At 32.8% G+C, this 25,766-nt stretch carries 32 protein-coding genes; 30 read left to right on the forward strand and 2 right to left on the reverse strand.

Going from position 1 to position 25,766, the window contains the following annotated elements:
• The first annotated feature begins 10 nt into the window (after positions 1-10).
• The 9 genes from NST63_RS26925 to NST63_RS26965 all read left to right on the forward strand — a co-directional run bounded on the left by NST63_RS26925 (position 11) and on the right by NST63_RS26965 (position 6,371).
• Positions 11-634, forward strand: a complete 624-nt coding sequence (locus NST63_RS26925; RefSeq protein WP_212946034.1) for a hypothetical protein — start codon at positions 11-13, stop codon at positions 632-634.
• Positions 635-836: 202 nt separating this feature from the next.
• Positions 837-1,604, forward strand: a complete 768-nt coding sequence (locus NST63_RS26930) for a PD-(D/E)XK nuclease family protein (RefSeq protein ID WP_180212596.1) — start codon at positions 837-839, stop codon at positions 1,602-1,604.
• A complete protein-coding gene (locus NST63_RS26935; RefSeq protein WP_180212597.1) occupies positions 1,585-1,995 on the forward strand; it encodes a hypothetical protein in 411 nt (136 codons plus the stop codon). Before NST63_RS26930 ends, NST63_RS26935 begins: the two co-directional genes overlap by 20 nt.
• Positions 1,996-2,233: 238 nt before the next feature.
• Entirely contained in the window at positions 2,234-2,464 is a 231-nt protein-coding gene (locus tag NST63_RS26940) for a hypothetical protein (protein WP_341044298.1), read from the forward strand.
• Complete coding sequence (locus NST63_RS26945; protein WP_341044299.1) at positions 2,461-2,610, forward strand: hypothetical protein; 150 nt, start codon at positions 2,461-2,463, stop codon at positions 2,608-2,610. The genes NST63_RS26940 and NST63_RS26945 overlap by 4 nt, the downstream gene beginning before the upstream one ends.
• A gap of 90 nt (positions 2,611-2,700) precedes the next feature.
• Complete coding sequence (locus NST63_RS26950; protein ID WP_180212599.1) at positions 2,701-3,369, forward strand: JAB domain-containing protein; 669 nt, start codon at positions 2,701-2,703, stop codon at positions 3,367-3,369.
• 361 nt (positions 3,370-3,730) lie between these two features.
• Positions 3,731-4,906, forward strand: a complete 1,176-nt coding sequence (gene tnpB, locus NST63_RS26955; RefSeq protein ID WP_341044300.1) for an IS200/IS605 family element RNA-guided endonuclease TnpB — start codon at positions 3,731-3,733, stop codon at positions 4,904-4,906.
• A 242-nt stretch (positions 4,907-5,148) separates the two neighbouring features.
• Positions 5,149-6,177: a GAF domain-containing protein gene (locus NST63_RS26960; protein WP_341044301.1), complete on the forward strand. Its 1,029-nt coding sequence runs from the start codon at positions 5,149-5,151 to the stop codon at positions 6,175-6,177.
• Positions 6,174-6,371, forward strand: a complete 198-nt coding sequence (locus tag NST63_RS26965; protein WP_058005824.1) for a hypothetical protein — start codon at positions 6,174-6,176, stop codon at positions 6,369-6,371. Before NST63_RS26960 ends, NST63_RS26965 begins: the two co-directional genes overlap by 4 nt.
• Before the next feature lie 184 nt (positions 6,372-6,555).
• Here the strand turns inward: NST63_RS26965 and NST63_RS26970 are convergent, their stop codons facing one another.
• Positions 6,556-6,921 carry a hypothetical protein gene (locus NST63_RS26970; RefSeq protein ID WP_180212603.1) on the reverse strand — a complete coding sequence of 122 codons (366 nt, stop codon included), beginning with the start codon at positions 6,919-6,921 and terminating at the stop codon, positions 6,556-6,558.
• A gap of 117 nt (positions 6,922-7,038) precedes the next feature.
• Here NST63_RS26970 and NST63_RS26975 point away from each other — a divergent pair, with 117 nt between their 5' ends.
• From NST63_RS26975 to NST63_RS26990, 4 genes are all read left to right on the forward strand, one after another.
• On the forward strand, positions 7,039-7,305 hold the full coding sequence (locus NST63_RS26975; protein WP_242598335.1) for a YolD-like family protein: 267 nt from the start codon (positions 7,039-7,041) through the stop codon (positions 7,303-7,305).
• Positions 7,306-7,321: 16 nt separating this feature from the next.
• A complete protein-coding gene (locus tag NST63_RS26980) occupies positions 7,322-7,666 on the forward strand; it encodes a YolD-like family protein (protein ID WP_180212604.1) in 345 nt (114 codons plus the stop codon).
• 529 nt (positions 7,667-8,195) lie between these two features.
• Complete coding sequence (locus NST63_RS26985) at positions 8,196-9,644, forward strand: hypothetical protein (protein ID WP_180212605.1); 1,449 nt, start codon at positions 8,196-8,198, stop codon at positions 9,642-9,644.
• Positions 9,641-10,147 carry a hypothetical protein gene (locus NST63_RS26990; protein ID WP_341044302.1) on the forward strand — a complete coding sequence of 169 codons (507 nt, stop codon included), beginning with the start codon at positions 9,641-9,643 and terminating at the stop codon, positions 10,145-10,147. The genes NST63_RS26985 and NST63_RS26990 overlap by 4 nt, the downstream gene beginning before the upstream one ends.
• A gap of 40 nt (positions 10,148-10,187) precedes the next feature.
• Here the strand turns inward: NST63_RS26990 and NST63_RS26995 are convergent, their stop codons facing one another.
• Entirely contained in the window at positions 10,188-10,589 is a 402-nt protein-coding gene (locus tag NST63_RS26995) for a DUF3888 domain-containing protein (protein WP_212946036.1), read from the reverse strand.
• 641 nt (positions 10,590-11,230) lie between these two features.
• Here NST63_RS26995 and NST63_RS27000 point away from each other — a divergent pair.
• From NST63_RS27000 to NST63_RS27080, 17 genes are all read left to right on the forward strand, one after another.
• Complete coding sequence (locus NST63_RS27000) at positions 11,231-12,190, forward strand: DUF6744 family protein (RefSeq protein WP_180212608.1); 960 nt, start codon at positions 11,231-11,233, stop codon at positions 12,188-12,190.
• A 32-nt stretch (positions 12,191-12,222) separates the two neighbouring features.
• Complete coding sequence (locus NST63_RS27005) at positions 12,223-13,338, forward strand: AAA family ATPase (protein WP_212946037.1); 1,116 nt, start codon at positions 12,223-12,225, stop codon at positions 13,336-13,338.
• A 13-nt stretch (positions 13,339-13,351) separates the two neighbouring features.
• Positions 13,352-14,209, forward strand: a complete 858-nt coding sequence (locus NST63_RS27010; RefSeq protein ID WP_341044303.1) for a hypothetical protein — start codon at positions 13,352-13,354, stop codon at positions 14,207-14,209.
• Positions 14,175-14,903 (forward strand): vWA domain-containing protein, encoded by a 729-nt coding sequence (locus NST63_RS27015; RefSeq protein ID WP_341044304.1) that lies wholly within the window; start codon positions 14,175-14,177, stop codon positions 14,901-14,903. Before NST63_RS27010 ends, NST63_RS27015 begins: the two co-directional genes overlap by 35 nt.
• Before the next feature lie 78 nt (positions 14,904-14,981).
• Complete coding sequence (locus NST63_RS27020) at positions 14,982-15,866, forward strand: hypothetical protein (protein WP_212946038.1); 885 nt, start codon at positions 14,982-14,984, stop codon at positions 15,864-15,866.
• A 234-nt stretch (positions 15,867-16,100) separates the two neighbouring features.
• On the forward strand, positions 16,101-16,400 hold the full coding sequence (locus NST63_RS27025; RefSeq protein ID WP_341044305.1) for a DUF2325 domain-containing protein: 300 nt from the start codon (positions 16,101-16,103) through the stop codon (positions 16,398-16,400).
• A 27-nt stretch (positions 16,401-16,427) separates the two neighbouring features.
• A complete protein-coding gene (locus NST63_RS27030; protein ID WP_180212613.1) occupies positions 16,428-16,700 on the forward strand; it encodes a hypothetical protein in 273 nt (90 codons plus the stop codon).
• Positions 16,700-17,749 (forward strand): DUF6094 domain-containing protein, encoded by a 1,050-nt coding sequence (locus NST63_RS27035; RefSeq protein ID WP_180212614.1) that lies wholly within the window; start codon positions 16,700-16,702, stop codon positions 17,747-17,749. The genes NST63_RS27030 and NST63_RS27035 overlap by 1 nt, the downstream gene beginning before the upstream one ends.
• Before the next feature lie 18 nt (positions 17,750-17,767).
• Positions 17,768-18,133 carry a hypothetical protein gene (locus NST63_RS27040; RefSeq protein WP_251340344.1) on the forward strand — a complete coding sequence of 122 codons (366 nt, stop codon included), beginning with the start codon at positions 17,768-17,770 and terminating at the stop codon, positions 18,131-18,133.
• Positions 18,134-18,160: 27 nt separating this feature from the next.
• Positions 18,161-18,331 (forward strand): hypothetical protein, encoded by a 171-nt coding sequence (locus NST63_RS27045; RefSeq protein WP_161809554.1) that lies wholly within the window; start codon positions 18,161-18,163, stop codon positions 18,329-18,331.
• Between the two features lie 59 nt (positions 18,332-18,390).
• Positions 18,391-18,645: a hypothetical protein gene (locus NST63_RS27050; protein WP_180212616.1), complete on the forward strand. Its 255-nt coding sequence runs from the start codon at positions 18,391-18,393 to the stop codon at positions 18,643-18,645.
• Between the two features lie 157 nt (positions 18,646-18,802).
• On the forward strand, positions 18,803-19,699 hold the full coding sequence (locus NST63_RS27055; protein WP_180212617.1) for a hypothetical protein: 897 nt from the start codon (positions 18,803-18,805) through the stop codon (positions 19,697-19,699).
• 563 nt (positions 19,700-20,262) lie between these two features.
• On the forward strand, positions 20,263-21,423 hold the full coding sequence (locus NST63_RS27060; RefSeq protein WP_180212618.1) for a hypothetical protein: 1,161 nt from the start codon (positions 20,263-20,265) through the stop codon (positions 21,421-21,423).
• A gap of 64 nt (positions 21,424-21,487) precedes the next feature.
• Positions 21,488-23,893: a helicase-related protein gene (locus NST63_RS27065; protein WP_341044306.1), complete on the forward strand. Its 2,406-nt coding sequence runs from the start codon at positions 21,488-21,490 to the stop codon at positions 23,891-23,893.
• Positions 23,894-23,963: 70 nt separating this feature from the next.
• The gene (locus NST63_RS27070) at positions 23,964-24,242 is read left to right on the forward strand and encodes a hypothetical protein (RefSeq protein ID WP_180212620.1); all 279 of its coding nucleotides are present in this window, start codon (positions 23,964-23,966) and stop codon (positions 24,240-24,242) included.
• 125 nt (positions 24,243-24,367) lie between these two features.
• Positions 24,368-24,667, forward strand: a complete 300-nt coding sequence (locus NST63_RS27075) for a hypothetical protein (RefSeq protein ID WP_180212621.1) — start codon at positions 24,368-24,370, stop codon at positions 24,665-24,667.
• Positions 24,668-25,000: 333 nt separating this feature from the next.
• Positions 25,001-25,354, forward strand: a complete 354-nt coding sequence (locus NST63_RS27080; RefSeq protein ID WP_180212622.1) for a hypothetical protein — start codon at positions 25,001-25,003, stop codon at positions 25,352-25,354.
• The last annotated feature ends 412 nt before the right edge of the window (positions 25,355-25,766 follow it).

Below are 25,766 nucleotides of genomic sequence, written 5' to 3' on the forward strand. Positions count from 1 at the left end.
GCCGTATGAGGTGAAAGTCTCATGTACGGTGTGGAGCAGGGGAAAAGATGGAGATAATATCAAATTCTTACCTATTGCTATTAAGGAGTCAGGTGGAGTTCTTCAATTTGAAAGTTTATTGACGGGAAAACCATTTACAGAAGTAAAGCAAAAATACTTCGGTCATAAACGGAAAAAGTACCATCCTGCTGAACTTTTAAGTCCAAAACAATTAGAATTGATCGATTGGGCAGAAATTAAACGTAACGACTTCGAGGAGTATAAACAGTCCCTAGAAGAGATTATGACAGAATGGAATGCTCATGTTCGTGAGCAAAGAATATTAGCATTCGCTAAATTGCTAATTGGACTTGAGTCAATGAAATATCAATTGGTTGTCGAAAATATTCAAAACCAATCTGAAGAAACACAAATCCCTAGTCTACTTAATGATGTTCTTACAATGTATTCTTGTAGAAGATGGGAAGATTGGGCTTTGGAAGCTAGAATTATTGCAGGGGAAGCTTATCGAACTGCAAAGCTTGAGAATAATCAAATGGCTAATGCTTTAATTTATGTATTATTCTCGTTTCAACATTATAAACAGTATAAACACTCTATTGACTCAAAAAATTCATTAATTAAGGTTGGATAATATTTATTAATTGAGGACAAAGTTTTATAACCGTAACAACAACCAAATTCGGGTTATATAAAGTCTCTTGAACCTCATTAAATTAAAGAAATCCAAGCTAATACAAATGTTTTTAGAAGATACTTATCAAAAAGAATGTGCGCTATTTCTACTTATTTAGAGATGGTGCACTTTTTATTTTAAAGGTGAAAGAGGGAAAACCATGGCAATTATGACATACTCTTTTTCTCGATTAACTCTTTTTCAAGAGTGCCCTTATCGTTTTTATTTACGATATATCGAAAAAAGAGAGGAACCAGTCACTGAACCATTAGCGATGGGAAAAGCTGTTCATCTAGCGATTGAATTAATGCTTAAAGGACATAGTTTAGATCAAGCTTTATTCGAAGCTGAAATGGACTGTCCTATCCTTATTGATCCGATGGAACTAAGGAAGTTAATAGAAAAAGCTCCTATAGAGATGGGCGCTGGATTAAAAAGTGGGGTAGAGGTTGAGAAGTATTTTAAATTACCTCTTTCAGATGCTGACGATGCTCCTTGTATACAGGGCTATATTGATTTGGTTGAAACAGTTTTTGGCTGTATTGAGTTTACAGACTGGAAAACTAACCGAATGGTATATGGCCCGATGGATACCATGCAACTACCTTTATATGCTTGGGCATTATTTAAAATCTATAAAACCTTTGATATAGTCGGGTCTTTATTCTTCTTACGTTATTTCAAGAAGGCAAAGAAACGAATGAGTTTTTCTAAAAGAGAAATGGAAAACGCTAGAAAATGGGCTGAAGACACTGCGATTCAAATTGAAAATAGACTTTTTCTATTAGAAATAGGTGAACCAGTTGAAAAACTGTTTCCTTATCAAATGAATCCGCATTGTAAACATTGTTCATTTGCTGGCGAGTGTTTATTAAAAAACGAAAAAGAAATTTTTGGAGGGATTTTATATGCAAACTCTTGTAAATGAAAAAGTAAAAACATCAGATGAAATTATATTGATGAATCCAAAAGATATGACAATGGAAGATGCAGTTAATTTCGCTAATAAAATTGCTTTTATCGAATCTGGATTAAAAAAAATGAAGGATCATTTAAAATTATTTGTTGAATTAAATGGGCCTGTTGAAGCTGGAGGCGTTGTTTGGGATAAACACCCGTCAAACTCCTGGAAGTTCACTTCTCAAAGTAAAAAGGAATTTGCTGAAATGATTGCAATTGAAGGAATGAATCCATGGGAATATTTAAGTTTTTCAGCAAATGATTTAAAAAAATTAGGTTGGGATGATGCAGTTCTTTCTCAGTATGCAGAAAGCAAAACTACACACTCTTTCCGCAGCAAGAAAGTAGAATCAAAATAAAAATCCATTTATTAAATGAAGGGAGGGAACCCTATTACCGTTGGGGTTTCCCCTTCGGTAGTTAGGGATTGAATATGACAGAACGTATATTGTTGGGGAATGTAGACTATTTCGGACAACCAAGCGAGGTATATAGGGAAGTATACCCTGATTGTTGGAAGTTTGTTATAGAAACAAGCTCTGGTTCTCGTTTTGTACTAGCTACTTACTAAAAAGATAAATGGGGAGGAAACCTTATATGTTAGCTTTAACTCAATTATTCACTAAAAAGAAGAGTGTTTTCACACATCTTTCAATAGATTTACCAGTTCACCACAGTTCTTACATGAAATATAACAAGCAAAAAGTAGGGGCAAAGGTTCCACATAAAGATGTGGAAGAGATCTTTGGTCAACGAAAAACTTACAAACGAATGTATTATATGGGAAAACTAGTGAATTTTTATTTATTGCTAGAGGTGAGGAAATGATTGAACATATCTTAAGGTCAAAAAGTGTTCCTTTATTACGTCATCCAGCATTATTAATTCACTATCCATTAACTTCAAAAAGTTTACTCAAAAAACGTGTTGAGTATTTTATAAAGCATGATCGATCTTTAATTGCATTCAACTAACAGACTACTAAAATAGCCTTCCCCTTCGGCTTTAAACGAGGTGGCACATTCCAACTGCCATCTCGGTTGTCGGAGTGTGGAAAGGAGAATATGGATATTCAATTAACACTAACAAGCGAGCAAAAATCTTTTATTGAAATTGCACGTGAAAGAGTTTCCTACTATGGTGGATGTGAATCAGAGTTATCAGATTTACTTGCGTTAATTGTTGGTAATAAGGCTAACCCTAACGTTTGCTATAAACTCTCATCATTATCAATTAGGGAGCTTTTGGACCTCACTCAAGATGATATTCGGTCAATGGGGTTTTCTAAAACTATCGCTGAACGAATCTATGCGACTATCTTGTTTACTAAAAAGGTAAATTCCATGTCATTACCTGAGATGTTTACCATCAACTCATCTGAAGATGCCTATCATGCATTAAAATATATGCAACATTTCGAACAAGAGGTGTTTGTTGTGTTAGCTTTAGATACTAAAAATCAAATTATTGGTAAAGATGAACTCTTTAAAGGTAGTTTGAATACCTCTATTGTTCATCCAAGAGAAACATTCCGTTTTGCTATTCGAAAAGGTGCTGCAACAATACTAGTAGCGCACAATCATCCCTCAGGAGTAGAACGTCCAAGTAGGGAAGACATAGAGGTCACTAAAAGATTAGCTGAAGTTGGAAAAGTCATCGGTATAGAATTGTTAGATCATCTTATCATAGGCGATGGAAAATACTTTAGTCATAGAGAAATGGGGTATATTTAAAATGCCAAAATCCTGTAGGAGATTTCTCCAATCAAGACTATCCAAAGGTGGGGGACAAGCTTATGTTGCCTTACTTATGCTAGGAGCTATGGAGAAAAATAAAAAAGATTTGCTAAAGAAATACAATATGACTTGTATTCAATCGAATTTGGCAATACGTAATAGTTTTAATAATTTCAAAGGAGATGCGAGTTGTCGATAATGACTGCTCGCTTTTTTTATTTCTTATTTCAAGAATAAACATCCATTAAAAGGAGCGACCAATATGTTGTTTTCTTAAAAGAGCTTTATCATCCCAACGGCAGAATAACCCTTCCTCAAGGAATGTGATGGATGAAGCCAAAATAGTGAGGTGAAAAATATGCTAGTCAACAAGGCTTATAAGTTCCGTATCTACCCAAACAAAAAACAGATTGAACTGATCAATAAAACCATTGGTTGTTCAAGATTTGTATTCAATTTCTTTCTTGGAAAACAAAAGGAAAAAGAAGTTTATTGGTATATCACCGAAGAACTGAAACAGAATGGGCAAGTTATATCAAATAACTGGAAAGGAAAATTATTCAACAAATATGAAGTAGTGAAATCACTACCTGAACTAAAGAAGCATTACCCCTTTTTGAAAGAAGTAGATAGTATTGCATTACAAAAATCAGTAGAGATTTTGGCGGATTCCTATGTTCGATATTACAAAAAGCAAAATAAATCACCTCGATTTAAGTCGAAAAAAAATCCTGTTCAATCTTATACAACAAAGTATACAAACGGAAATATTGATGTCATAGAGAATTATATAAAACTTCCTAAGTTAGGGAAAGTCCGTTTTGCGAAAAGTAGGGAAGTTGAAGGTCGTATTTTAGGTGCAACGATCAAAATAAATCCCTCTGGTTGCTATTTCGTTTCTTTATACACTGAATCAGAAGTCAAGGAATTACCTAAAACCAATTCTGCAGTAGGCATTGATTTAGGACTGAAAGATTTCGCTATTCTTTCGGATGGTACGATTTACTCGAATCCTAAGATTTATCGTTCATTAGAAAAGAAATTAGTTCATGCACAAAAAGTATTGAGTAGACGAACAATAGGTGGTGCGAACTGGCTTAAAGCTAAAAGAAAAGTCGCTCGTATTCACGAAAAGATTGCTAATGCAAGAAAAGATTATTTAGACAAGATTTCTACTGAAATGATCAAAAACCACGACATTTTTGGAATGGAAGACTTGTGCGTATCAAGTATGATAAAGAACCACCGTCTTGCAAAAGCAATTAGCGAAGTTTCTTGGTCGCATTTCAAAAATATGATGGAATATAAGGCGAAATGGTACGGTAAACAAGTAGTAACCGTTTCAAAAAACTTTGCGAGTAGCCAGCTTTGCTCTTGTTGTGGCTACAAAAATAAAGACGTTAAACATCTCGGATTACGTGAATGGGACTGTCCCTCTTGTAGCACTCATCATAATCGTGATATTAACGCAGGAATCAATCTTAAAAATGAAGCCATTCGACTTCTAACCGCAGGGACTGCGGGGATCGCCTAATCCATAACTGGTGTATACACCGGTGTTCTTAGGAATCCCTTCTTTAAACAACTCGTAAGGTTCTTAAAGAGAGGGTAGTTCAATCTTGGCTAGGTAAAGAGAAAGGGGCTTTACTCTAACGTATTAAAAAAAATATAAAAATAGATAAATACTAATAATTTTGGAAAAGGGAAACACATCTGTGCTTCCTTTTTTTAAATTAAAGATGTTGTCACGAATTTTTGGAAAGAGGAGAGGGGAAAATGAATCAAAATAGATTAAATATAGATGAACAAGGGGCCTCTGACACATATGAAGAATCATATGACCAACCTAAATATCCATTTTGGAAAATAGCAACTTGTTATCTTTTAGCAGGTTTACTAGTGATAGCGATTATTTACGGTTTTTCAGGTATAATAGCCGATATTCTTAGTAATTCACTTCAAAAATCAATAAATAGGCTGCAGATCATTAGTGTAGTGTCGATAAGCTACTTCCTATATAGATTGACTATTAATTTAGGGAATCATTGGCGATCAAGTGAAAAAAATGAAATCGGAACAGCTGTTACTAATTTTCCGAATCCTTTTTATGATCCAGGATTCAAACAAGGTCCATTGTATTTACAAAAGCAGTATCAAAAACTAGCTTCCCAATTTCATATAAAAAGTATCTTACTTAAAAAGTCTTATAATTACTCAACACAATTGGAAAATTCACTAACTAGGTTTGAAGCAAAACTAAGAGTCTTATTAAGACATAATGAAAATGTAAATAGGTTAATAAAATCATTGAATTTTTTATATTTGAAAAATGATAAGGATTTTTCGAAACAAATGCTAAAGCATATTCTTTCAGAATGTATAACTATACTTGAAAAAGATCAAAGTGATAAATCCATTTCTTTGTTTTCAGTAATAAATGAGGAATTAAAAATTGTAGAATCGGTTCGAATAAATGCCGAATCGATTTCTAAGAGATCGTTTAAAAAAGGAGAAGGTTTTGCAGGCTATATATGGGATAAAGGTGAAGCGATAATAGTGAACCAAATTGAAGAAGAAGATGAGCGCTTCAAGAGTAAACTACCGACAAGTCCAATTGGTTCTATAATGGGGATACCCTTGATTGTTGATGAATTGATCTTAGGTGTCTTATGTCTCCAGTCTGAAACGCAAGATGGGTTCAATAACGCTGATTTAAGAACAGTTGAATATTATTCCAGAATGTGTACCTTAATTCTTTTATATGATAAAATGAAAAATAATAAAAACGGGGAGGGAGATCAATGACTATTCTTAAAAAAGAGGTTAAAAAAACTGGTTATGCGGATATTGATAATTTGTTAGTTGAGACCCATAGCTTATTATTACAAGGCGATCAATTAAAAAAGGATATTGATAGGACCGCCCAATATAGACCCTTGAAACTCAATTCTCCTAACAAAAAATATAAAAGAACAATTAAAAAATTTCATTTAATATAAATAAAAAGTCAGTCTTAGACTGGCTTTTGTTTTGTTTTATTCGTATATATTATGTTCTTAGAATAAATTCCAATAGACCGTTGAAAAGTAAAATTGTAGGAAGTAAACCAACGTTTTAAGAATTACCTCGAATTAAAATACATGTTTTTGATCAATTTACACATCACAGTTTGAGTACAGAGATTTAATTGTCATTAAATCTTTGATATAGATAATATTTTAATAATTCTTCAGTCCGATTTCGAAGTCTGGGATTAAAATATCTATGAATTTCCTCATACCCTTTATATATAAAGACATATTGTGTGAATGATTCTTCAGTCTTAACCTTCTCCACTTTAATTTGCTGCTGTTTCATATATCGTTTTACAGTGGATAACTCTTTCTGAACCGTTCTGATCGTTTCATCGATCCATTCTAAATAAGGAGATTTTAGCTTAATAGGGCTATTATTAATTAATTTTAAATCTTGATTAAGAACGATTATTACCATCGGTAAATATATTGCTTTTTCAATAATATCCTTATCCTTTTCGGGGATTAATCTCATATTGCTCCCTCGCTTTTTTACTTTATTATAAACAAACATTTGTTCTTAAATCAAGTTGAACAAGAACTTGTGTTCGTATATAATAAGAACAATAGTACTCTTTGGAGGGGAATAAAAATGGGAATAAAAATGCCTAAAAAATCTAAACCACAAAAACCTACTCGTGACGAATTTGAGTTAGAGGAATTAGGGAATATGCTAATTGAGGCATACCAAGAAAAAAACTTAGTAAATCTTACAGTATGGAAGAAAGGCCAATTTCAAGTACAGGGTAAAATTATAAAAATGGACGGACAGACAAAGTTAATTCATGTGGAAAGTGGATTAGAGACGATCAAGATTCCTTTTATGGATATATTGGAAGTATCAACTACTGTAAATTAGAGAGGTGCATTCAACTGTGAATAATGACAAGATTCGTGATAGAGGGAATAAAAAATGGCAGGGCTTCTTTATGCCCGAACATATTAGTTTGTTAAGACAAATACAAGTTGAAAATCAAAAGATTCAAATGCCATTGTTAGATGATCATCAGTTACAAGAATATGAGGAGAAGATTAATTATGCGAAAAAGTATAATTGTCCAATAGAATTTGTTGTATTTGATAACGGATTTATAGAAACACTAATTGGACTAATTCATTCATTTGATCAGTTATCTAGCCAAATTAAAATAACAATGGATGACGGTGAATTTGAATATATAAACTTTGGGGAAATTATGGATATAAAGCTTAATTGTTGAAACTATTCAGTTTTAAGGGAGAAAGGTCAGGTTGAAAAATTTACTCCTAATTAATAAGTTAGTTAAAATATGTTTTTAGATTAAAATCACATTTTAACTCTGAATTATTGAAGACTGGTGGATTAGAGATAACAATTTTCTAAAACTTATTGAACTAAAATTTCTACTTCTATTACATTATCATAGATCAAAGCCAATAAACCTCTCCTCTTTTTGAAGAGAGGTTTATTTATGCTGAAAATGATGTTGCTAATGTGAATTAAGAAGAGGTATGATCCTCAAGTAGATTTCAGAAGTTCGTATTAAACTTCATTGATTAAATTTAGTCATTTACATTGACTAAACAAAAATACATAACTAAAACCTAATTTATTATTAAATGAACAGTCTATGTTTACACAAAAATAGCATTATAATGATCTTCTCAACAGCCAAAACACTAAAAAGACGGAATATAAAAAAAATAGAAGGAATTTAGAATATTCCGTCGAATTATATCGGTATATCCGTTACTGGAGGTGATTTTTGGATGAAAATAAAATTTTTATTGGTTTTCCCTTTTTTGATATTTTTGGTTTTGATAGGACTAAAAATAAATAATGTGGATTCCGTACAAAAAGATAAAACTGAAAATAATACTACACTTTTAGAAACAATAAATATTGCCAATAAAGAGGCAAAAGAATGGAGCAAGGACGCTGTTTTATATAGTGCTCATTCAGAAGACACTAGAAAAATGGTAGAAAAAGATCATGAAAAATGGAATTTAATTTATGGGGTACCTCAAACTTCAAAACAATTATTAATAACAATAAACCATTCAAATATAACACAAAAGATAAACTTGCAAAATGAATCAAATGATAACTATATAAATGTTAATGATATTAATATTGATAGTGATGAAGGAATTGTTCTAGCAAAAAAGAATGGACTGTTATCAGGCAAAGGCTTTATAAATGGATATCAAATTAGCTTAGAAAAAAATAAAAATGAATTGAATTTAAGTGTATATGGTGTTGACAAAAAAGGTCACTTTTCACAAGTAGTAATAAATGCAAAAAAAGGATCAGTAATTTATTCTTTGAAAAAAGTACCTTCATATGGAGGGTTATATACTCTTCAAGGTAATAAATCAATTGAAAATAATGGAGATCAAGCCATATTAGGAGGTTATTTTAATAAAAAAAATACGGAGTTAATATTTTGGGGTGAAGAAGGACCTCAAGTGTATTTATCTAAACCCTTCATTTCTAAAGTAGGTGAAGATTCAAAAAAGGAGTCAAAAATTTATTTGGATGATAGGTTTATTAAGGTATTACCGCAAAATGACAATTCTGAAGACTTATATATACTAACCCCTGATAGTCTATCTCATTATCAAAATGGGCAAATAAAAAGAATCTTAACATTAGAAAGTAAAGATGCAATTGATTTTGCAATAAAAGAAAATGTTATTAGTGTAATTTCAAACAATAAACTTTATTTAACAACTAATAGAGGATTGTCATGGAATGAATATAATTTTGAAAAACAGCTAATTTCTGTGTCTTTTAACAAAGATAAAATAGTTATTTTAACTTCAAATAAATTACTAATATTTAATTCTATTAATGATAATTTTAAAGAAATAGATATTCCTAGTTTGAATGGTATTAAATTGACTGTTTTTCAAGAAAAATTGTTTTTATACTCAAAAGATACTATATGGGAAATAGATGGAAATTTTCTTAAATTAAAAAAAATCGAATTAGATATTAGTGGAAATATTAATCAATTAATAACAACAACTGATAATTTATTTATTAGCGATGGATATATTCTATATAAAATATTGAAAGGGGATGATACATGGAAATCAGAAAAAATCTTTATTGGTAATGGACAAATCTCAACACTTATTTCAAAAGATAATGAATTGCTTGTAGGAACACTACCTGAATTTAACTGGGAGAACTTAAAGGAGGATAACCGATGAAATTAAAAATAGGTACATTACTTATTATTTTTTCTCTAATTCTTATTTCATTTATGCAAGAACCTAAACCTTCTTTTGCAGCAAAAGAAAATACTAAAAAAGATGTAACCCCTTTTATAACATATAATAATCAACATGTAACAGCATATTCACTTCCTCAGTATCTACCAAATGGTCAACCAAGAAGAACGCATAGTGGCAAAATCCCACAATGGGGTTATGCTGCAGTTCATCCTGTAAGAGGCGGTACATCTCCTGTAATTCCATTTGGATCTGCAGTTGTCTTTGATACGCCAGTACTTCACCCGTTATATGGATCTAGATCATCTTTTCAAATAGAGGACACTGGAGACTATGGCTACAACTGGTCCTATAATTTTGTAGATATTTGGTTTGGTTTTTGCACTACTTGTAATGATAAAGATGCATTTAAAGATAATTATGATTACGCTTTAAACTGGGGAGCACCCAAAAAAATTATAATGTTTACTAAATCCTTATAAAAAATCCTCATGTTGAGTCCTCAATATGAGGATTTTTTAATTATCTACAATATTTTTTCGGATTATAATTTTTATCAACTTTATAACTAATCAATTGCCAGCCTTGGACTCCTCTTTTTATATAAATAGTGAATAAATGGTTTGGTGGATTGTGTGCACCTTGATAAGTTATAAATTGGATAACAGCATCAAAATATCTTGATCCTTTATCTATATTGTTTAAATCTATAAGATGTTGACACATATATGAAATATTAACTGGTTCCTTTTTGTAGAAATCAGTAATTGCTTCATATATTAGAGGATTCACAGCATCAATAAAAGCATTTTCTAATTCAGTTTGATCTATGTTCTTTGCATTAACACGCGAAGTGTAACTTGGAAATAATGAAGAATTAACTAATATAAATATTATAACTAATCTAAACACAAGCTTTATCAATTTTACACCTCCTTAAGCTTTCAAAGATTACTCAAATAAAAATTACTATTCCAACAAAGTGAACTCAATTACATTTAATGTTTTGCTTATACTAGCTTCATTTCAATCTTATGTTGTGAATTTGTTGTTATTTTAATAATGTCCTCAATACAATAAATTATCCTTAATTACTAATTGCAAATAAAAAGTAAAATGCCTTATTTTTCTTAAACAGGTATATAACTAATCTTTAAAATTCGTTGCTAGAAGGTGTAATTTTCCGTATAATGAAATTATAGTTTTTTAATTTTTGTAGCCCTTGTACATTTCCGTCACCGTTTGGTACGTGCTGAATGAAGTCGGGCAGAAGGAATGTGAAAGCACCTTCGTAAAAAACCACTTTTTGTGGTCTACCTTTATGCTTCTCCGTTTTTAACGTGCTGGAAGAAAGGTCTATCTAGTGAAATTACTAGAGGAAAAGACTCATCAAGCTTTAGTTTGAAATATGCTTGAAGAGAACAAGTTAATAGGATTTGCCAACAACGAGACGTGCAATTTGTAGGTCTTATTTTTGTGTTGGTACTAAAAAGAACAGAGTCAGTTCGATTAATTCGAACTAATTCTGTTCTTTTTTTATTTTCAAAAAAAGGAGAGGGTTTCAAATGACAATGAATTTAGAAAAAGTAGCTGCTATCAATGAGGATAGCAATGTAAAAAGTATTATTGGATATCTATGTTGGTATTCAGTAGGAGAAAGTAATTATGATCGTAATAATTTAAGGAAGTTACTTTTACTGAATGGGTTTGAAGAATCAGATTTACCGAATGAAATTCGTTCTGCAGATGCCTTTCGACGAGCTACGAAAGATATTGAGACCAAACGTGTCGAAACAGATACTAAAGGAATTTATAGAAACTACATCGTTCGAAATGTTTGTACTAATGAGGAAATCATTCAGAGGAACATTGTGGAGGAAACAATAGATTCAAAAGGACAAAAGCTTTCTTATAAACAAAATGAAGCTATTCTTATTTTTAATAGGAAAGCTGAAACCATTAGCACGGCTATCGTTGAACAGGGTGGGATGGCTGAAGACTTAGCAGAAGAGGCATGCAAATTATTCGAGCTATATAAAACTTGTCACAACGGACAAGCGATTCGAATGTCTTCTACTGATATTCTTAAAACCATGTCACCTACTCCTGTTAGACCCTCAGGTGGTGTCTACTTTATTCCAGCTAAATACGAAAATAAGTTACGTAGACTTGTGAATTTTCTCAACTCACTAGAAAAGGGGGAAGGTTTTATGATTCCTCTTATTCAAACGGATGAGAATAAGGATATGTTACAAAGAAAGGTTTTAGAGCATCTTCAAAGCACACTTGTGAGCTGTCAAGAATTGGCCAAACAAGATAATGTTCCAACTGCACAGTTGAAGATATTAGCCAACGAAGCGAAACGAGTAGTTTCAGATCTTGCTGATTATCGTGAAATTGTAACTGATGCAATAGATAAAATGGAAAGTTACCAGGAATTAATTAAAAACGCCTTCGAAATTCTTTTAGATAAGGCTGCCGAACAAGCTGCTAATAGTAGAAGAGGTAGAGCAAAACAAGCGTAATCAAAAAACTAATTAACGGGAGAGGGATAAGAATGAATAATTCAATAAAAAAATTAAATGAGTGGGTAAAATATTTATCCTGTAGATACGTTGAGAGAGAAGAGGTTATAAAAGCCATTTATCTAAGTATAATTGCTAAACAGCACTGTTTATTAGTTGGACCTCCTGGAACAGGAAAGTCTGCTTTAACTATGGATGTAGCAAAATCCATACAAGGAATGAACTATTTCCAATGGTTATTGGGACGTTTTACTACTCCAGAGGAAATATTTGGTCCAGTTAGTTTATCAGAATTAGAGAAAGGGATTTATAAAAGAAATACAGAGCACAAGATGCCTGTTTCACATATAGCATTTCTTGATGAAATTTTCAAAGCAAACTCTGCTATTTTGAATGCTTTACTAACACTAATAAATGAACGTTTATTTTATAACAATGGAGTTCCAGTAAAAACTCCGTTAATTAGTGTTATTGGAGCAAGCAATGAGTATCCAGAAGAAGGAGAAGGACTTGAAGCTTTATTTGACCGTTTCTTACTTCGGTTTGAAGTTGATTATATCGGTGAAGATGCAAGTTTTATTTCGATGCTTCAAGGAACTCAAGCTAAAAATCCAACAGAGTACTTAACATTAGATGATATTGATGATCTTCAAATGTACTGTGATATGACTAACATAACACCTGATGTTTACGAAACTTTAAAACAAATTCGTACTGAATTGAAAGATGAAGGGATTCGACCATCAGATAGACGTTTTCGTCAGTCGCTTTCTCTTCTAAAAGCAAAAGCAGTAATGGATGGTCGTTCAACAGTAGTTATTGAAGATATTTTGATCTTAACCGATGGGCTTTGGGAAACTATTGATCAAAAAACAAAAGTGCAAGAAATAGTAACAAAATATGCACAAGACTTTGTTAAAACACGAATACTTGAAATTGAAGCTGAGGCTAAAGAAATATATGAGAAGGTGAAGAAAGAACAATCTCCAGAGATTAGTTTAGAGGGTACTCAAAAAATGAAATCTTTATTAAAAGATTTATCCCAACTTTCTAGTCAGCATCCTGATAGAGAAGGGGATATTCAAGTTGTTCGCAATAAAATAGAAACATGTCAAAAACAAATTGCTACCCTTATGTTAGGAATTTAAGGGGGACAATAGTATGGATAAACGAAAATCAGTTCTAAATACTGATCGTTATGATAGAAGACGTTTCGGGCAAATTTTAGAAATGTCAGATCGGTTGCAAGAAATAAACCAAAAAGGGAAAGAGGTTATTCCTACCTTTTCCCCTTTAATGTCAGATATTTGGGCTTCTTTATATAAAGTGAAACCATCACTTTTAGAAGAACAAGACTTTGATCAAGAATTTAAAATAAACTATTATTTTATGAAAAAAATGATGAATGAAGAGAGTTATCATCATTCTCATAAAACGACTCGATTAGATGATTTAAGTGCAGCACTCGGAACGGTAAGCTATTCAGAGAAAGTTTACGAATGGGTCGATGAGCAAAGATCAGTAAATGAGGAGCTTCAAAAAGCCATTCAAGAAGCCCTGCAGTTTGAAAAGTCACTATGTAAAGCTGAGAATATGCAACAAGAGGCGCAAGATTCGTTAGACGTGGCTAATCAGAATAGTGATAAAAAGGCTCAAGAGAATGCGAAAAGAAAAATCACAAAAGCCAAAAAGCAAATGAAAGTGGCTCAAGAGAACTTTGAAAATGCTGTGCAACAAATTCAGTCACAATTAACACAATCAATTGAACAAAATAAAAAACAATTCAGTGAAAGAATGTCTTTAGCTACTGATAAAGCAAAACAGTCAAAGGAGGACTTAATAAATCTTTTGGCTGGAGGTGCAGGTAACGGGGAATCGGAATTACAAAAACTTCCGTTACGTGATCAAATTAAATTAGCTGAATTATTATCTAAAAATGGAAAATTAAAAGAAATTGCTGAATGGGCAGGAAGATTTAAAGCCATTGCACAAAAAAAAACAAAAAACCAAACATGTTGAAACAATAGATCGTAGTGGTGTGATGTTAGGTATTGATGTAGAAAGACTTTTACCAGTCGAATTAGCAGCTTATAAGAATTCATCTACCAAGCTAGATTTTTTAAGACGCTATGCTGAACATCAAACCATGATGTACGCACCGGAAGGGAAAGAAACATTAGGTAAAGGCCCTATAATTCTATGCTTAGATCAAAGTGGTTCAATGAAAAAGTTAGATGCTCAAAGTAAAGGATTCGCTCTAGCCTTAATGATGATTGCAAAAAAACAACGACGTGATTTTGCGATTATTCCCTTTTCTAATTCTACAAAACAAGGAACTTTCCGCTATGACAAGGGAAAGATTAAACCAGGTGATCTAGTAAAGCTAGCTGAAACTTTTTTAGGTGGAGGGACAAATTATACTTCCCCCTTACAAAAAGCAGTCAGCATTATTGAGGAAAATAGTAGGTATAGGAAAGCAGATGTAGTTTTTATTACAGATGGAGAACCATCCGATCATCATGCATTAAGGACCTACACAAACCCTCAAAGTGGAGTTTTTACTAAGATAAAAAAAGAAAGGCAATTTTCCGTTGCGACAATACTCATTGGAAATGATGTAACGGATAATAATGTAAAAAGCTTTTCTGACAAGATAGTAAGAGCCAGCGACTTTAACAATGATACTGTTGCTAGTGTTGCTTTTACGATTTAACATCTAAAATTTGAAAGGAGGAAGCCCTCTAACGCTAAAGGGGGGGTTCCTCCTTTTTGTTTTTTAGGGCGATTACTAATGGAAGATTTATTAGAAATGTTGGAATACATTCAACCGAAAACAGAAGAAGAGATTAATGAACATTTTGAAATACTTAAGCAACTTGCTAAAAAGAGAGGAAATTACTATGGAATGAGTAAAGATAGCCTTCCAAATGAATTAATTCCCTATCTTCTTGATTTTGAAGAAAGACAATGGATTAAATTCTACGGTGATGATAGAAGGGGTATAACCATACCCGATGATTTACGGGATTGGCATACACCTGACGAAGCAGTAGAGCATGTCATCGAAGAAATGGAGGAGGCTTATCTTACTGGAGACTACGAAAAAGCTTTGGGGTCTCGCTGGCATCCTAACTTTAACTTTCCATCTAATGAGTTATCAAATGAGTATTATCGCTTGAGATCTCAAGCATTTGATAATTCTGCTCGAAAATTAGTTAGTGAACAGAAAGCATTGGACTACTTCCTGAATAATGAATCGATTAGAGGAACCAGAATGAATCGATTCTCAGAACAATTAGAAAAAGATGTTGTTAAAGTTGCTTCAGAAGAAATTAAGTTAATTACAGATTTCAATGATATGAAGGACTACTTTGACACACATGCTTTTTTTTGCGGGATTAGTAAACATAGCTACCGACCAGAAATTAAAGTAGTGACTGCTACGCGGCTAGTATTGGCTGCCTTGTGCGAAGCTACTGAACCAAAAGATATTGCGTATATTCTGTCCTATACAGGAGGGTCTTGGACTGGACTGAATAGTAAATATAAAATTGTTTATCCTTCAAATTGGGATTTTAATAGAGTTTTTGATGAATTGAGTACCCCAGAAGCTATGGCTGTAATAGAAAGTGAAATGCAACGACTACAACGATTAAACACTCATAAGAGGAGTTGATCTTATGTTGCAAAATACTTTAAATCTACAATCGACTGACTGGGGGCTTGCTAATTTAAATCCTATGGTAAGGGCCTATGGATTGAAAAAGGATAGAAGCGCTAAGTGTCATTCTTGTTATTTCTATAGAGAAAAACAATGTGCTTTTCTTATTCCAACGAATTGCCATGATCCTCAATATAGGGCCTGTACCAAATACAAAAATCGTAAACGGCTTCGAAAGGAGGAATCCAGATGTGTACAATCGCAATTATTGGCGGTTCACGGGAATCTTCCATTAAAAAGTATGTAGAGAGTAGAGGAGTAACTATTTTATTTCACGATGGAAAAATGAACCGACCATCTTCTAAATACCGAAGTATGATTCGAAAAGCAGACGTCGTGACTCTAATGATAGTTGCTCTTAACCATAACAGTATGAAAACTGCAAGAGGAATTGCGAAAGAGCTTAAGAAACCTCTTGTTTATACAAAAGGAAAAGGGATAACTCTAGCTATAGATTTATCCCTATTAGAATACGAAAAACAAAAATAAACGATGATTTATTAAGGAGAGAGATTAATGAAATTAAATTTAAAAAGAGCTGGTCATCCACAGTATAGAACAGTCGACATTCAAATTGGAGATAAGGTTATGGTAACCATTTGGGATTTGGGGTGCTTTACTGGTTTTGTTGATACAGTTACAAAAGATTTTGTGTCTATTTCATATGTAGAGCTAATCGAAAAGTGTGATCCAGAATCAATTATTTATAGCAAAAGTCCTTTTTTATTCTATAATGAGGAAATTTATTGCTTAGTAGTAATTGAAAAATCTGAAGGAGGTGCTGCTTAATGGCACGTTTAGAATCAGAAGCTAAAGGTGGGTTTTATCCCACTCCCTCAGAAGAAATGGATCTCATATTAAAAAGATTATCTTGTGTTCCTGGAGAATCTATTACTCTGTTAGACCCTTGCTGTGGAAAGGGCGCTGCATTGAAACAATGGAAGGATGATCTAACGTCCAAAGGAGCTATTACAACCAGTTTCGGAATCGAGATTGAAAAGTCACGTGCTGAAATAGCTGAAAAGGTAATTGATCACGTAGCAAAATGTGGATATGAGGAAACTAGAATGTCTCATGACGCGTTTAGTGCTATGTACCTTAATCCACCATTTATGCAAATGAATGGTGAGAGGATGGAAAACACCTTTCTTCGGGATTTAACAGGTGATTATTTGCAACCTGGAGGGGTTTTAATCTTTAATCTCCCTCAATATGTACTAAAAGATTGTGCAAAAATATTGGCTAGTCGATTTGTGAATATTAAAGTATATCGATTTACAGATGCCAACTATGACACATACAAGCAAGTGATCGTCTATGCAAAGAGACGGAGAAAGGGATTAAGAAGTGAAAAGGAGCGACGTTATCAGCAAAATATTGAGAAGGAACTTGTGAACTTTTCTTATTTAGGAAAGCATGCTATCCCATCTCTAGATGTTGCTGATTGGGAAACATGTTCCTATGAAATTCCTAGTAATGAAAAACCAGTGGCGTTATTTCAGTCCATGAAAGTAGAGGAAGATGATATTTTGATTTCTCTTCAAACTTGTGATTTTTATAAGAAAATTGAGGATAAAATAAAGGACTTAAATATAACTTTGGGTAAGCAAATTAATCCTGCCATGCCTCTTAAAATTACTCACGTTGCAACAGCCATCGCTTCTGGTACATTACCGGAGGAAATGGGAGACCACCTTCTTGTAGGGGTCTCTAAACGTGTACAAGAGCAGAAAATGCAGATTAATCCTAAGAGTGGAAAAGAGGAAGAAGTGACTACTTTTAAATCAAAGTCCATTGTACGTATCTTTTCAGAAAAAGGTATTTTCAATCTAAAGTAGAGAAGGAGAAAAGATAAATTGTTGTCTTATATAGATGATCAATCTAAACATAAGCTAAATCTAGGTTCTGAAGTGGAAGGGTCAACTGAATTTGATTTGATGGTTCACCAGGTAGAAGTCACATGTGAAAATTTCGATTTTCAAAGTGGCTCTGTAAAATCGATTTTCTTTCGATTTTTAAATTGTGAACTTCCTTATAGAAAGGAATCAAACGGATCTATGTTAATTACATTAGATGAAATAGCAGGATTTGTATTTAGAGAAACAGCCATGATTTCTTGTAAAGTTTCGTTTAATGCTGCAAATGAAGGAGCTATTTTCCTTTATGGTAACTACTCAAGTAAATGTTGGACTTTACATGGGATTACAAATGGTTATGCATAACAAATCCGAAAAGAGAGGAAGATTTAAATGCAATTTTCTGCAGATAAAATGAGAAGAATGATAAAAGATGACAAGTTACTAGAACGAGTGTTTAACGATATGAAGAAACAAATGTCAGAAGAAGAAGCACTGGAGATAGTATTTAATAGTTACGTGCTAGAGGACTTTGTTATGGAAGATGTATATATTAATGTCTAAAAAGTTGGATAGTTATAATTCACCAAAAGATACCTATTGTGAAAGAAAGGAGAAGTAAAATGCAAAAAACCATCAAAGCAATACAAGCTGATATTATTTTTAAAGCTCTTTATTACACAGCACGCAATGAAAAGGTTGAAATCCCAAAAGAATTGACTGAAGTATATGAGGTATTAGCGGAGGAAGACCCTTATGACACACATGTAGAACATACTGTAGAAGTGATGGAATATTTAAGTGAGTTTATTAAAAATAGTAGTGAATATTCCACATATTTTACAAATGAAGATGATAGTGATATAGATCATGATTGAGGCGTTTATTCGCAATACGAAGATTATCTGATGGAAACAACTATTTATTAAAAAATAACTTTTAAAGGAGGGAAGCCCTCTTTGCATGAACGTTTATATGCAGAGGGGGTAACCCTCTACATTTTAAACGTTTTTTGTAATAAATGGGCGTTTATTTATGACTAAAAAGATTCGTGTAACTGAAGATGGCAAACAATTTGAAGCATTTTTAAAGATGGCAATGACAACGACTAATGATAAGGGAGAAAAAACCCTAATTGGTGTTGCCTTTGCCGGTTCCTTAACATCTTGTCGTGCTGTTCATGCAGCTTTATATAGCCCGACCATTGAAATATTTGATGAAGCTACTGGAAAAGCAGAAACCATTCGTTCCAGTCAATCTTTTAGAAGAATTGAAGACGTTAATGGAAAGGTTTGTCATATGTTTGCTATGCCTAGAATGGCAGTTAGTGAAGATTATCAAGAAGCTGTCTTACAGAATTCTAAGAATAATAATCAATCTATGCCTGAGCGCGTTGTAATGACATGGGATCATGATATTTATGAAGTGGCAGGTCGGTTTCTTGCAGAGACTTTCGGGCTTCCTAGAAGTAAAGAATGGACCAAACATTACTTGTCAATTCTTCCACTGGAGAAGCTTCAAAAAGTCGACATCGAAACTACTAATATAGCTGGTAACATGAAAAATATGAGAGCGTTCATTATTAAATCGATGAAAGAGGATGAAATGCTTTCTTATGTTCAAGATGGTATCCAAATGGGCTATCTTCAAACAAAAAGTAAGGATATTACTAAAGTTGAAGCATCATTTCAAAATGATTGGTCAACCGAAGATTATTTACGCGCCAATGCTGGACCTTTGTTTGCAAAGCTTGATCAATATATGAAGCCTCTATATGATGGATCATATTTTTCTAAGTTTATTGCAGAAACAAATAGGGTTTGTGTACCATCACAAGCTCGTTCGGTGATGGGATTACTGGAAGTATTAAAAAAGAAGATTGGTGCTTTTCTTGTAGCAGGTATGGGAACAGGGAGTGTGCGACGTTTTTAGTTGAAAAACACATGGAAACGTGTGACAAGACTAAAGGGTTATTATAATTAATCTAACTTTGTATCTGAATTGGTAGGGGCAGTACCTACTTATGATTGTGTTGGCGGTCATACTCTAATATCCGATATGCTTATTCATTACATCAAAGAATAAGTGTAAAGCTCGGTGAAGTCGTCTTATTAAGGCGGGGGGCTATAACATTTCTATGCTTACGAACAGGAATTTTCTTAGAGATAAATTTGTCGTAGTAATTGTAATTCCCTGATCAATTACTATACTGTTTTTTTCAGTGTTCTTCGTCAACCAACTTAAAGGCAAAAGAATGGCGATTTGTCTTAGAAAAAAGCTAAGGGAATGATTGAAAGCTAGGATACAAGGAACGTCGGAACTTTGAGAGAAATTGTTAAGTAGGATGTACTACGATATCTCTAAACAGTAGGAAATGACTGTTGAACTCAAAGGACAGCAGCCTGTAGTAATGATGAAGTCGGGTAATGCCGATGGAGTGAAGGGGCACAGTCAATTCATCACATGTTATTAGGTTTGTAATATTGAGAGGCAATATGCAAATAGCAGAGCAATTATTTCTTGAAGGTGTGTCTTTAAGAGAAATAGAACGACAAACAGGAATTAATAGAAAAAAGCTATCTCTCATATTAAAGGAAAAGGGGTATAGAATCGATGCTCGTACAGGAAATTCGGGCTACGATAAAACGCCTTTATATAGGAAGGGAGAAGAATTATACCAACAAGGTATGAGTATCAAATCTATTAGTAAACAATTAAAAATATGTGAAAAGTCTTTAAGTCTATGGTTAAAAGAAAGAGATTATATCATTGTAAGTTCACAACAACCTAATTTAGAAAAACAAATTCAATTTAAGAAGAAGTTGCAAGAAGGAGAACTCCTATTCTTGCATGGAGTACCTAGAACAAAAATTTGTAAGCTCTTAAGTTTAGATGCTACTAAATTCATTCAATATTTAACCAGGAAAGGGTATTCCTCTAATCAAAATGGTAAGAAATATACCTACAATGAAAATATATTCAAAATCATAGACTCTGAAGAAAAAGCATATTGGTTAGGATTTTTATATGCTGATGGTTCCGTTACAAGTGGTGATCGTTATGTTCTTGAAGTAACCCTGCAAAAGGGAGATAAAAGACATCTAGAAAAATTAAAAACTTTTCTCAATACTGATGTACCGATAAAGAACAAGACAATCCATTTGAATAATAAAACTTATTTAGCAAATGTAATCCACATTTATAATAAAAAAATTGTTTCTGATTTAATAGATCTTGGTTGTACTCCAAAAAAATCTTTAACTATTAATTTTCCAGATGAAACTATTGTTCCAAAAGAATTACAACATCACTTTATTAGAGGTTATATAGATGGTGATGGTTCAATAACCAATAAGTACAGAAGTTGTATGATTGAAATTCTTGGAACTAAGGAGTTTCTTTCTGAACTGATTAAGAGATGGAATTTGCCAATTAAAACTTTCAGAACACACGGAAAAGCATATGGTTATCTGATAAATAAAAAAGAATATACCATTCCCTTTCTAACGAAAGTCTATGCAAATGCTACCATCTATCTAGATAGGAAGTATCAAAAGGTAATTAAGTTTTTTGAATTAAATAAACAAACCTATAAACCTAATAATAATGAGATTGATGGAACGCCGAATGAAGGGAAACTTTCACGTTCGGTGTGAAGTGGGGGAAAAGAACTCCTAACGGACTGCCGAGGATGATTCTTACCTATCACTATAAACCCAAATGTCTTTAACTGCTGCTCATGTAAAAGCTCGTCAACGAGAAGAAAGTGGAGCAAACGATGGTTTTCGTTGTCTAATTGTTGGACCTTCTAATGTTATACCGAAGTGGGCCACAAGTGAAATACCAAAGGCTCTTGGATCAACCTGTATCCTTGAACCTTCATTGCTATCAAAGGTAGATAAATTTCAGCATTCAAAAAACAGAAAAGAATATAAATTATGGGCTGAATACAAAAAATCCAAACAAATTGTTACTATTTTGAATAGTACTGAGGATGCCCTTTCTTACATTCAATTTGTTAAATCAGGATGGAGAATTCCAAAAGGAAAAATACATTTCATTCTTGTATCTACAGACAGGATGAAATTACATTCATTTGGTTTTGTTTTAGGCGCTAAATGGAATCCATATCATTTCCATTGGGTCAATCCTGACACTGGTGCTGCTTTACAATCACCTAGAGAAAAACAGGAAGATAGAAAGGCAGGAGTTCTTGCGGGGTGGAAGGATGTTATTGAAAAACCATCAAACCCACCAACTTTAGCAGAGATTCAAGAGGCTAGAAAAAATGGACTACTTGATCCACATGGCTTACCTATTGGATATGTGAAGAAGTGGAAACCAGAAGTTCGTTCCTTTCAAGCTGATTATACTAGTGAGAAAAGTAACTGTTCTCTTGCTCGGCCTGCTATTAAAAAGTTAGGAGAAAGTAAATATGGAAATCGCTGGATGATTGCTCAACTATTTCAACGTATGCTACCAAAGCATTTTCATTTAGGTATATTTGATGAAATCCACCAAATGAAAGCACAAGGTAGTGGTCGTGGTCTAGCATTCCATAAAATTTTAAAATCTTGTAGAAAGTCACTTTTCTTAACAGGAACTTTAACTAACGGAGCAAGTTCTAGTATTCACGCTGTTTTATGGCGCGTATTCCCGAAAGAATTAATAAATATGGGTTTCTCTCATAAGACAACTACTGAAACTTGGGCTCAACGTTATGGCGTTATAGAAAAGGTTAAAAAACTTGATACAGATATGAAACAAGTAGGGGTAACAACAAACCGACAAAAGGAAAATGTCATTGTTAAAGAAAAACCAGGTATTTCACCTGAGTTAGTAGCCAACCATCTACTGGATAAATCTATATTTATGGATGTATCAGAATTACAGATTCCTATGATTACGTTAGAGGAAAAGCCTATAGTTGTCTCTTTAGATGATGATCATTTTGATGAATATCAAAAATTTCATAGCAGTATGTACATTGCTTGTCAGACTTTGCAAAATGATTTAGGAACTGCGGCATGGAGTAAGTTTAATCCTTCTGTTTTAAATTACGCTGATCAACCTACACTGGGTATGACAGTTTCCTTTGAAAATAAGATGGGTGAAACATTATATAGTGTAAAAGCTCCTGCATTTCCACCAGAATATGAAACAGCCAAAGAACGTAAATTGGTTGAGCTTGTTTTACAAAGACTAGCCCAAAATCGTCGAGTAATCATTTATACAAACTATACTCAAGAGTATCGTACAAACCAAAGAATACAAATGGTTTTAAAGCGAAATGGGGTAGATCCTGTTATTTTGGATGGAAAAATAAGTGCCGATCAACGATTTGACTGGTTAGAGGATCAAACTAAAAAGGGAACTAAAGTTATCATCACAAACCAAAGATTGGTGGAAGTAGGCCTTGATTTATTAGCTTTCCCAACCATTATATTTTGGCAAATGAATGATGATATTAACACAGTGAGGCAAGCTGCTAAACGATCTCATAGACTTGGCCAACATCTTCATTGTGAAGTATTATATCTGGTTAATGATAAGACACAGCAAATGGCACAGTTCCAGAGATTAATGTCACGACGTGTATCAGCTTTACTAGTAGAAGGAGCTATTGAACGTTCTGATGCGCTTGCCAAATATGCTGATACTTCTTCATCGTCATTAACAAATGATTTAAGCAAGATGCTCGAATCTAGTGAAATCGCAAATGCTTGGGAGCAGGCTGCACAGAAAGATTTAGATAGTAATCTTGAATTGGTTTCTGAAGAGGAATTTCAGCAAAAGATTACTGAAGCCTTTGCAAAGTTAACCCAAGAAACTAAAAATCTCTGCGGATATATCGAACCGGTCGTTGAAGATAACATTACTGATGATTTGGAGGCATTATTTGATAGTGTTTCTGATGAGTTAATAGATGATATTTTCGCTAACTTTGATACATTTACCGAGGATGATTACGCTGCGATTGAAGCCATTGAAGTGATGGAGACAAAGAAAAAAGAGAAAATTGAATCAAAAGCAAAAGTTGAACAGATTAGTAAATCCAAGAATAAACGTTCTTCTAAAAAAGAGGATCTTTATGATGGATTATCTTTGTTTGACTTTGCTATGTGATTACTAAAAACAGAGGGATGCCTTAATATGGCAACCCTTTTTTTATAAAAAATAAAAGGTGGTAATTGAATTGAAATTATTTCACGGATTAGAAAAAGTGGGTTTAAACCATTTTGCTGTAGAGAAAAATAAACGTATTTCCATTCAATTAAATATAGAGGATCTGTATCAGGATGGAGACGTGTATTATTTAAAATTAAAGTCTTTATATCGATTTAAGAATCTCAATGGTTCGTGGGAAGTTGAAATGCTTAATGAACTAGAATGGGTTGTTTCAAACAATGCGAATCCTGTTGCAGTCTTTGTCTTAAAAAATATTTTAGAAGAGTCTACTTTTTGTCCTTTTTAAAATGAATTTATTAATCTCTTATCATTTTGGCTTAATAATTTTAGGATCAGGCATTTTATAATTAAAAAATTATTAGGAGGTAACTCTTTGTAAACAAGGTACCTTCTTATTATGGAGGAATAGAAATGAATAATAAATCAATAGATACAAGACAGGGCTTTACTCCACTTGGTTTTTCTAAAAAAGGATTCTCCTGTTGCTCTAATTGGCATGAATGTGACTATGGTAAAAAGGAGTGCGCTATTTCTAATATTGATAATGAGGCAGCATTGTATTGCAACTGTTACCAAAGACATCACAAAATTTGTCTTGAAATAGAATCCTCAAAATTTGAAGATTTATTCAGTTTAATTGATGAAAATGATATAGATGAAATTTTTCAGTCATTTGAAAATCATAGAAATCAACAGAAGAAACAAATATAGCACTATTCAGCAGATACGTGATTGGAATGGTCTTGATGCAAATTACACAATTTATGTGGGATAAGTATTGAGAGTAAAATAAAGCTAACTGAAAAAAGTGCCATTCCATTTAGAGGGGTTAATCTTATTTGTAAAGTAGTTATATATGATTCGAAGTGGCTCTTACTTTTTTTAGTAAATATTTTTTAAAATACCATTTTTCAGAGGGTTTTCCACTTTTTTGAAGAATATATTATTGTAAGATAAATATCAAGAAATTGCTAATTTAATTAAGTTATTTAAGTTTGAAAACAACAACTGAACAAAGAAAAACTTCAAGGGTGGGGAATAGTTATGAAGAAACTATGTCTACTTGGAATAATATTGTTTTCAATATCAATGGGGATTATTGGATGCAGTAATAAGGCACAAGAATACAAAATGGTGTCTGAGCAAAAAGGAAAATATTCTGTATATGTAATAGGTGATGGTCAAGTATCAAATAAATTGGATAAAGAAACTATGAATTCTATTTTTAGAATGGAAAGTAATACAGATTATCAAGATGCAAAAAAAGAGGCACCTTTCTTAAAAATAGAAGATGGTAAACCTAATTATTTTTTATTTGACAGTAAAGATTTAAAATATCAAACCACCTCTTTTGAAAAACTAGTTGAATATATAAAGAATAATCCTAATCCTAAGTAATGGGTATTAAAAAATTTTGGCCAGTTATAGATAATTAAATGTTAAAAAGTGATAGTATCAACAGAAAAAACCCTTCTCAGTCGAGAGGGGCTAACTTTTATCTGATTAATTTTTGAAATCTTCAATGTTATTATCTTGTGAGGATGATTTCAAGAGACAAAATAGATATTTATACCGAATTTCCTTTCTTGGCGATTTCATTTTTGATGCAGTAATTTTAAACTTCACATTCCCATCTAACCAGTCTCCAAATGAGGATTATATCCTCTTATTGCAAGCAAGCAATAGCTTGATTTTAAGTTTAAACGAAAGAAAAATTCTCACAGCTGACCTCATTAAAAAACTACAAAAAAATTGGTGCAACGCTGGCACCACAGAAATCTTTTTGAAGCCTGTATTTTTCAACACTAAA

Source organism: Heyndrickxia sp. FSL W8-0496 (genome assembly GCF_038007825.1).
In the GTDB taxonomy this organism is placed as follows: domain Bacteria; phylum Bacillota; class Bacilli; order Bacillales; family Bacillaceae_C; genus Heyndrickxia; species Heyndrickxia oleronia.

What these genes read in the sequence shown, in the direction of transcription:
- NST63_RS27075 (WP_180212621.1), top strand. Translation starts at nt 24,368, where the DNA reads ATGAATAATAAATCAATAGATACAAGACAGGGCTTTACTCCACTTGGT.
- NST63_RS26945 (WP_341044299.1), top strand. Translation starts at nt 2,461, where the DNA reads ATGATTGAACATATCTTAAGGTCAAAAAGTGTTCCTTTATTACGTCAT.
- NST63_RS27030 (WP_180212613.1), top strand. Translation starts at nt 16,428, where the DNA reads ATGAAATTAAATTTAAAAAGAGCTGGTCATCCACAGTATAGAACAGTC.
- NST63_RS27000 (WP_180212608.1), top strand. Translation starts at nt 11,231, where the DNA reads ATGACAATGAATTTAGAAAAAGTAGCTGCTATCAATGAGGATAGCAAT.
- NST63_RS26990 (WP_341044302.1), top strand. Translation starts at nt 9,641, where the DNA reads ATGAAATTAAAAATAGGTACATTACTTATTATTTTTTCTCTAATTCTT.
- NST63_RS27025 (WP_341044305.1), top strand. Translation starts at nt 16,101, where the DNA reads ATGTGTACAATCGCAATTATTGGCGGTTCACGGGAATCTTCCATTAAA.
- NST63_RS26935 (WP_180212597.1), top strand. Translation starts at nt 1,585, where the DNA reads ATGCAAACTCTTGTAAATGAAAAAGTAAAAACATCAGATGAAATTATA.
- NST63_RS26950 (WP_180212599.1), top strand. Translation starts at nt 2,701, where the DNA reads ATGGATATTCAATTAACACTAACAAGCGAGCAAAAATCTTTTATTGAA.
- NST63_RS26985 (WP_180212605.1), top strand. Translation starts at nt 8,196, where the DNA reads ATGAAAATAAAATTTTTATTGGTTTTCCCTTTTTTGATATTTTTGGTT.
- NST63_RS27050 (WP_180212616.1), top strand. Translation starts at nt 18,391, where the DNA reads ATGCAAAAAACCATCAAAGCAATACAAGCTGATATTATTTTTAAAGCT.
- tnpB (WP_341044300.1), top strand. Translation starts at nt 3,731, where the DNA reads ATGCTAGTCAACAAGGCTTATAAGTTCCGTATCTACCCAAACAAAAAA.
- NST63_RS27060 (WP_180212618.1), top strand. Translation starts at nt 20,263, where the DNA reads ATGCAAATAGCAGAGCAATTATTTCTTGAAGGTGTGTCTTTAAGAGAA.
- NST63_RS26960 (WP_341044301.1), top strand. Translation starts at nt 5,149, where the DNA reads ATGAATCAAAATAGATTAAATATAGATGAACAAGGGGCCTCTGACACA.
- NST63_RS27065 (WP_341044306.1), top strand. Translation starts at nt 21,488, where the DNA reads ATGTCTTTAACTGCTGCTCATGTAAAAGCTCGTCAACGAGAAGAAAGT.
- NST63_RS26940 (WP_341044298.1), top strand. Translation starts at nt 2,234, where the DNA reads ATGTTAGCTTTAACTCAATTATTCACTAAAAAGAAGAGTGTTTTCACA.
- NST63_RS26965 (WP_058005824.1), top strand. Translation starts at nt 6,174, where the DNA reads ATGACTATTCTTAAAAAAGAGGTTAAAAAAACTGGTTATGCGGATATT.
- NST63_RS26975 (WP_242598335.1), top strand. Translation starts at nt 7,039, where the DNA reads ATGGGAATAAAAATGCCTAAAAAATCTAAACCACAAAAACCTACTCGT.
- NST63_RS26970 (WP_180212603.1), bottom strand. Translation starts at nt 6,921, where the DNA reads ATGAGATTAATCCCCGAAAAGGATAAGGATATTATTGAAAAAGCAATA.
- NST63_RS27045 (WP_161809554.1), top strand. Translation starts at nt 18,161, where the DNA reads ATGCAATTTTCTGCAGATAAAATGAGAAGAATGATAAAAGATGACAAG.
- NST63_RS27005 (WP_212946037.1), top strand. Translation starts at nt 12,223, where the DNA reads ATGAATAATTCAATAAAAAAATTAAATGAGTGGGTAAAATATTTATCC.
- NST63_RS27020 (WP_212946038.1), top strand. Translation starts at nt 14,982, where the DNA reads ATGGAAGATTTATTAGAAATGTTGGAATACATTCAACCGAAAACAGAA.
- NST63_RS27055 (WP_180212617.1), top strand. Translation starts at nt 18,803, where the DNA reads ATGACTAAAAAGATTCGTGTAACTGAAGATGGCAAACAATTTGAAGCA.
- NST63_RS27035 (WP_180212614.1), top strand. Translation starts at nt 16,700, where the DNA reads ATGGCACGTTTAGAATCAGAAGCTAAAGGTGGGTTTTATCCCACTCCC.
- NST63_RS27010 (WP_341044303.1), top strand. Translation starts at nt 13,352, where the DNA reads ATGGATAAACGAAAATCAGTTCTAAATACTGATCGTTATGATAGAAGA.
- NST63_RS26930 (WP_180212596.1), top strand. Translation starts at nt 837, where the DNA reads ATGGCAATTATGACATACTCTTTTTCTCGATTAACTCTTTTTCAAGAG.
- NST63_RS27080 (WP_180212622.1), top strand. Translation starts at nt 25,001, where the DNA reads ATGAAGAAACTATGTCTACTTGGAATAATATTGTTTTCAATATCAATG.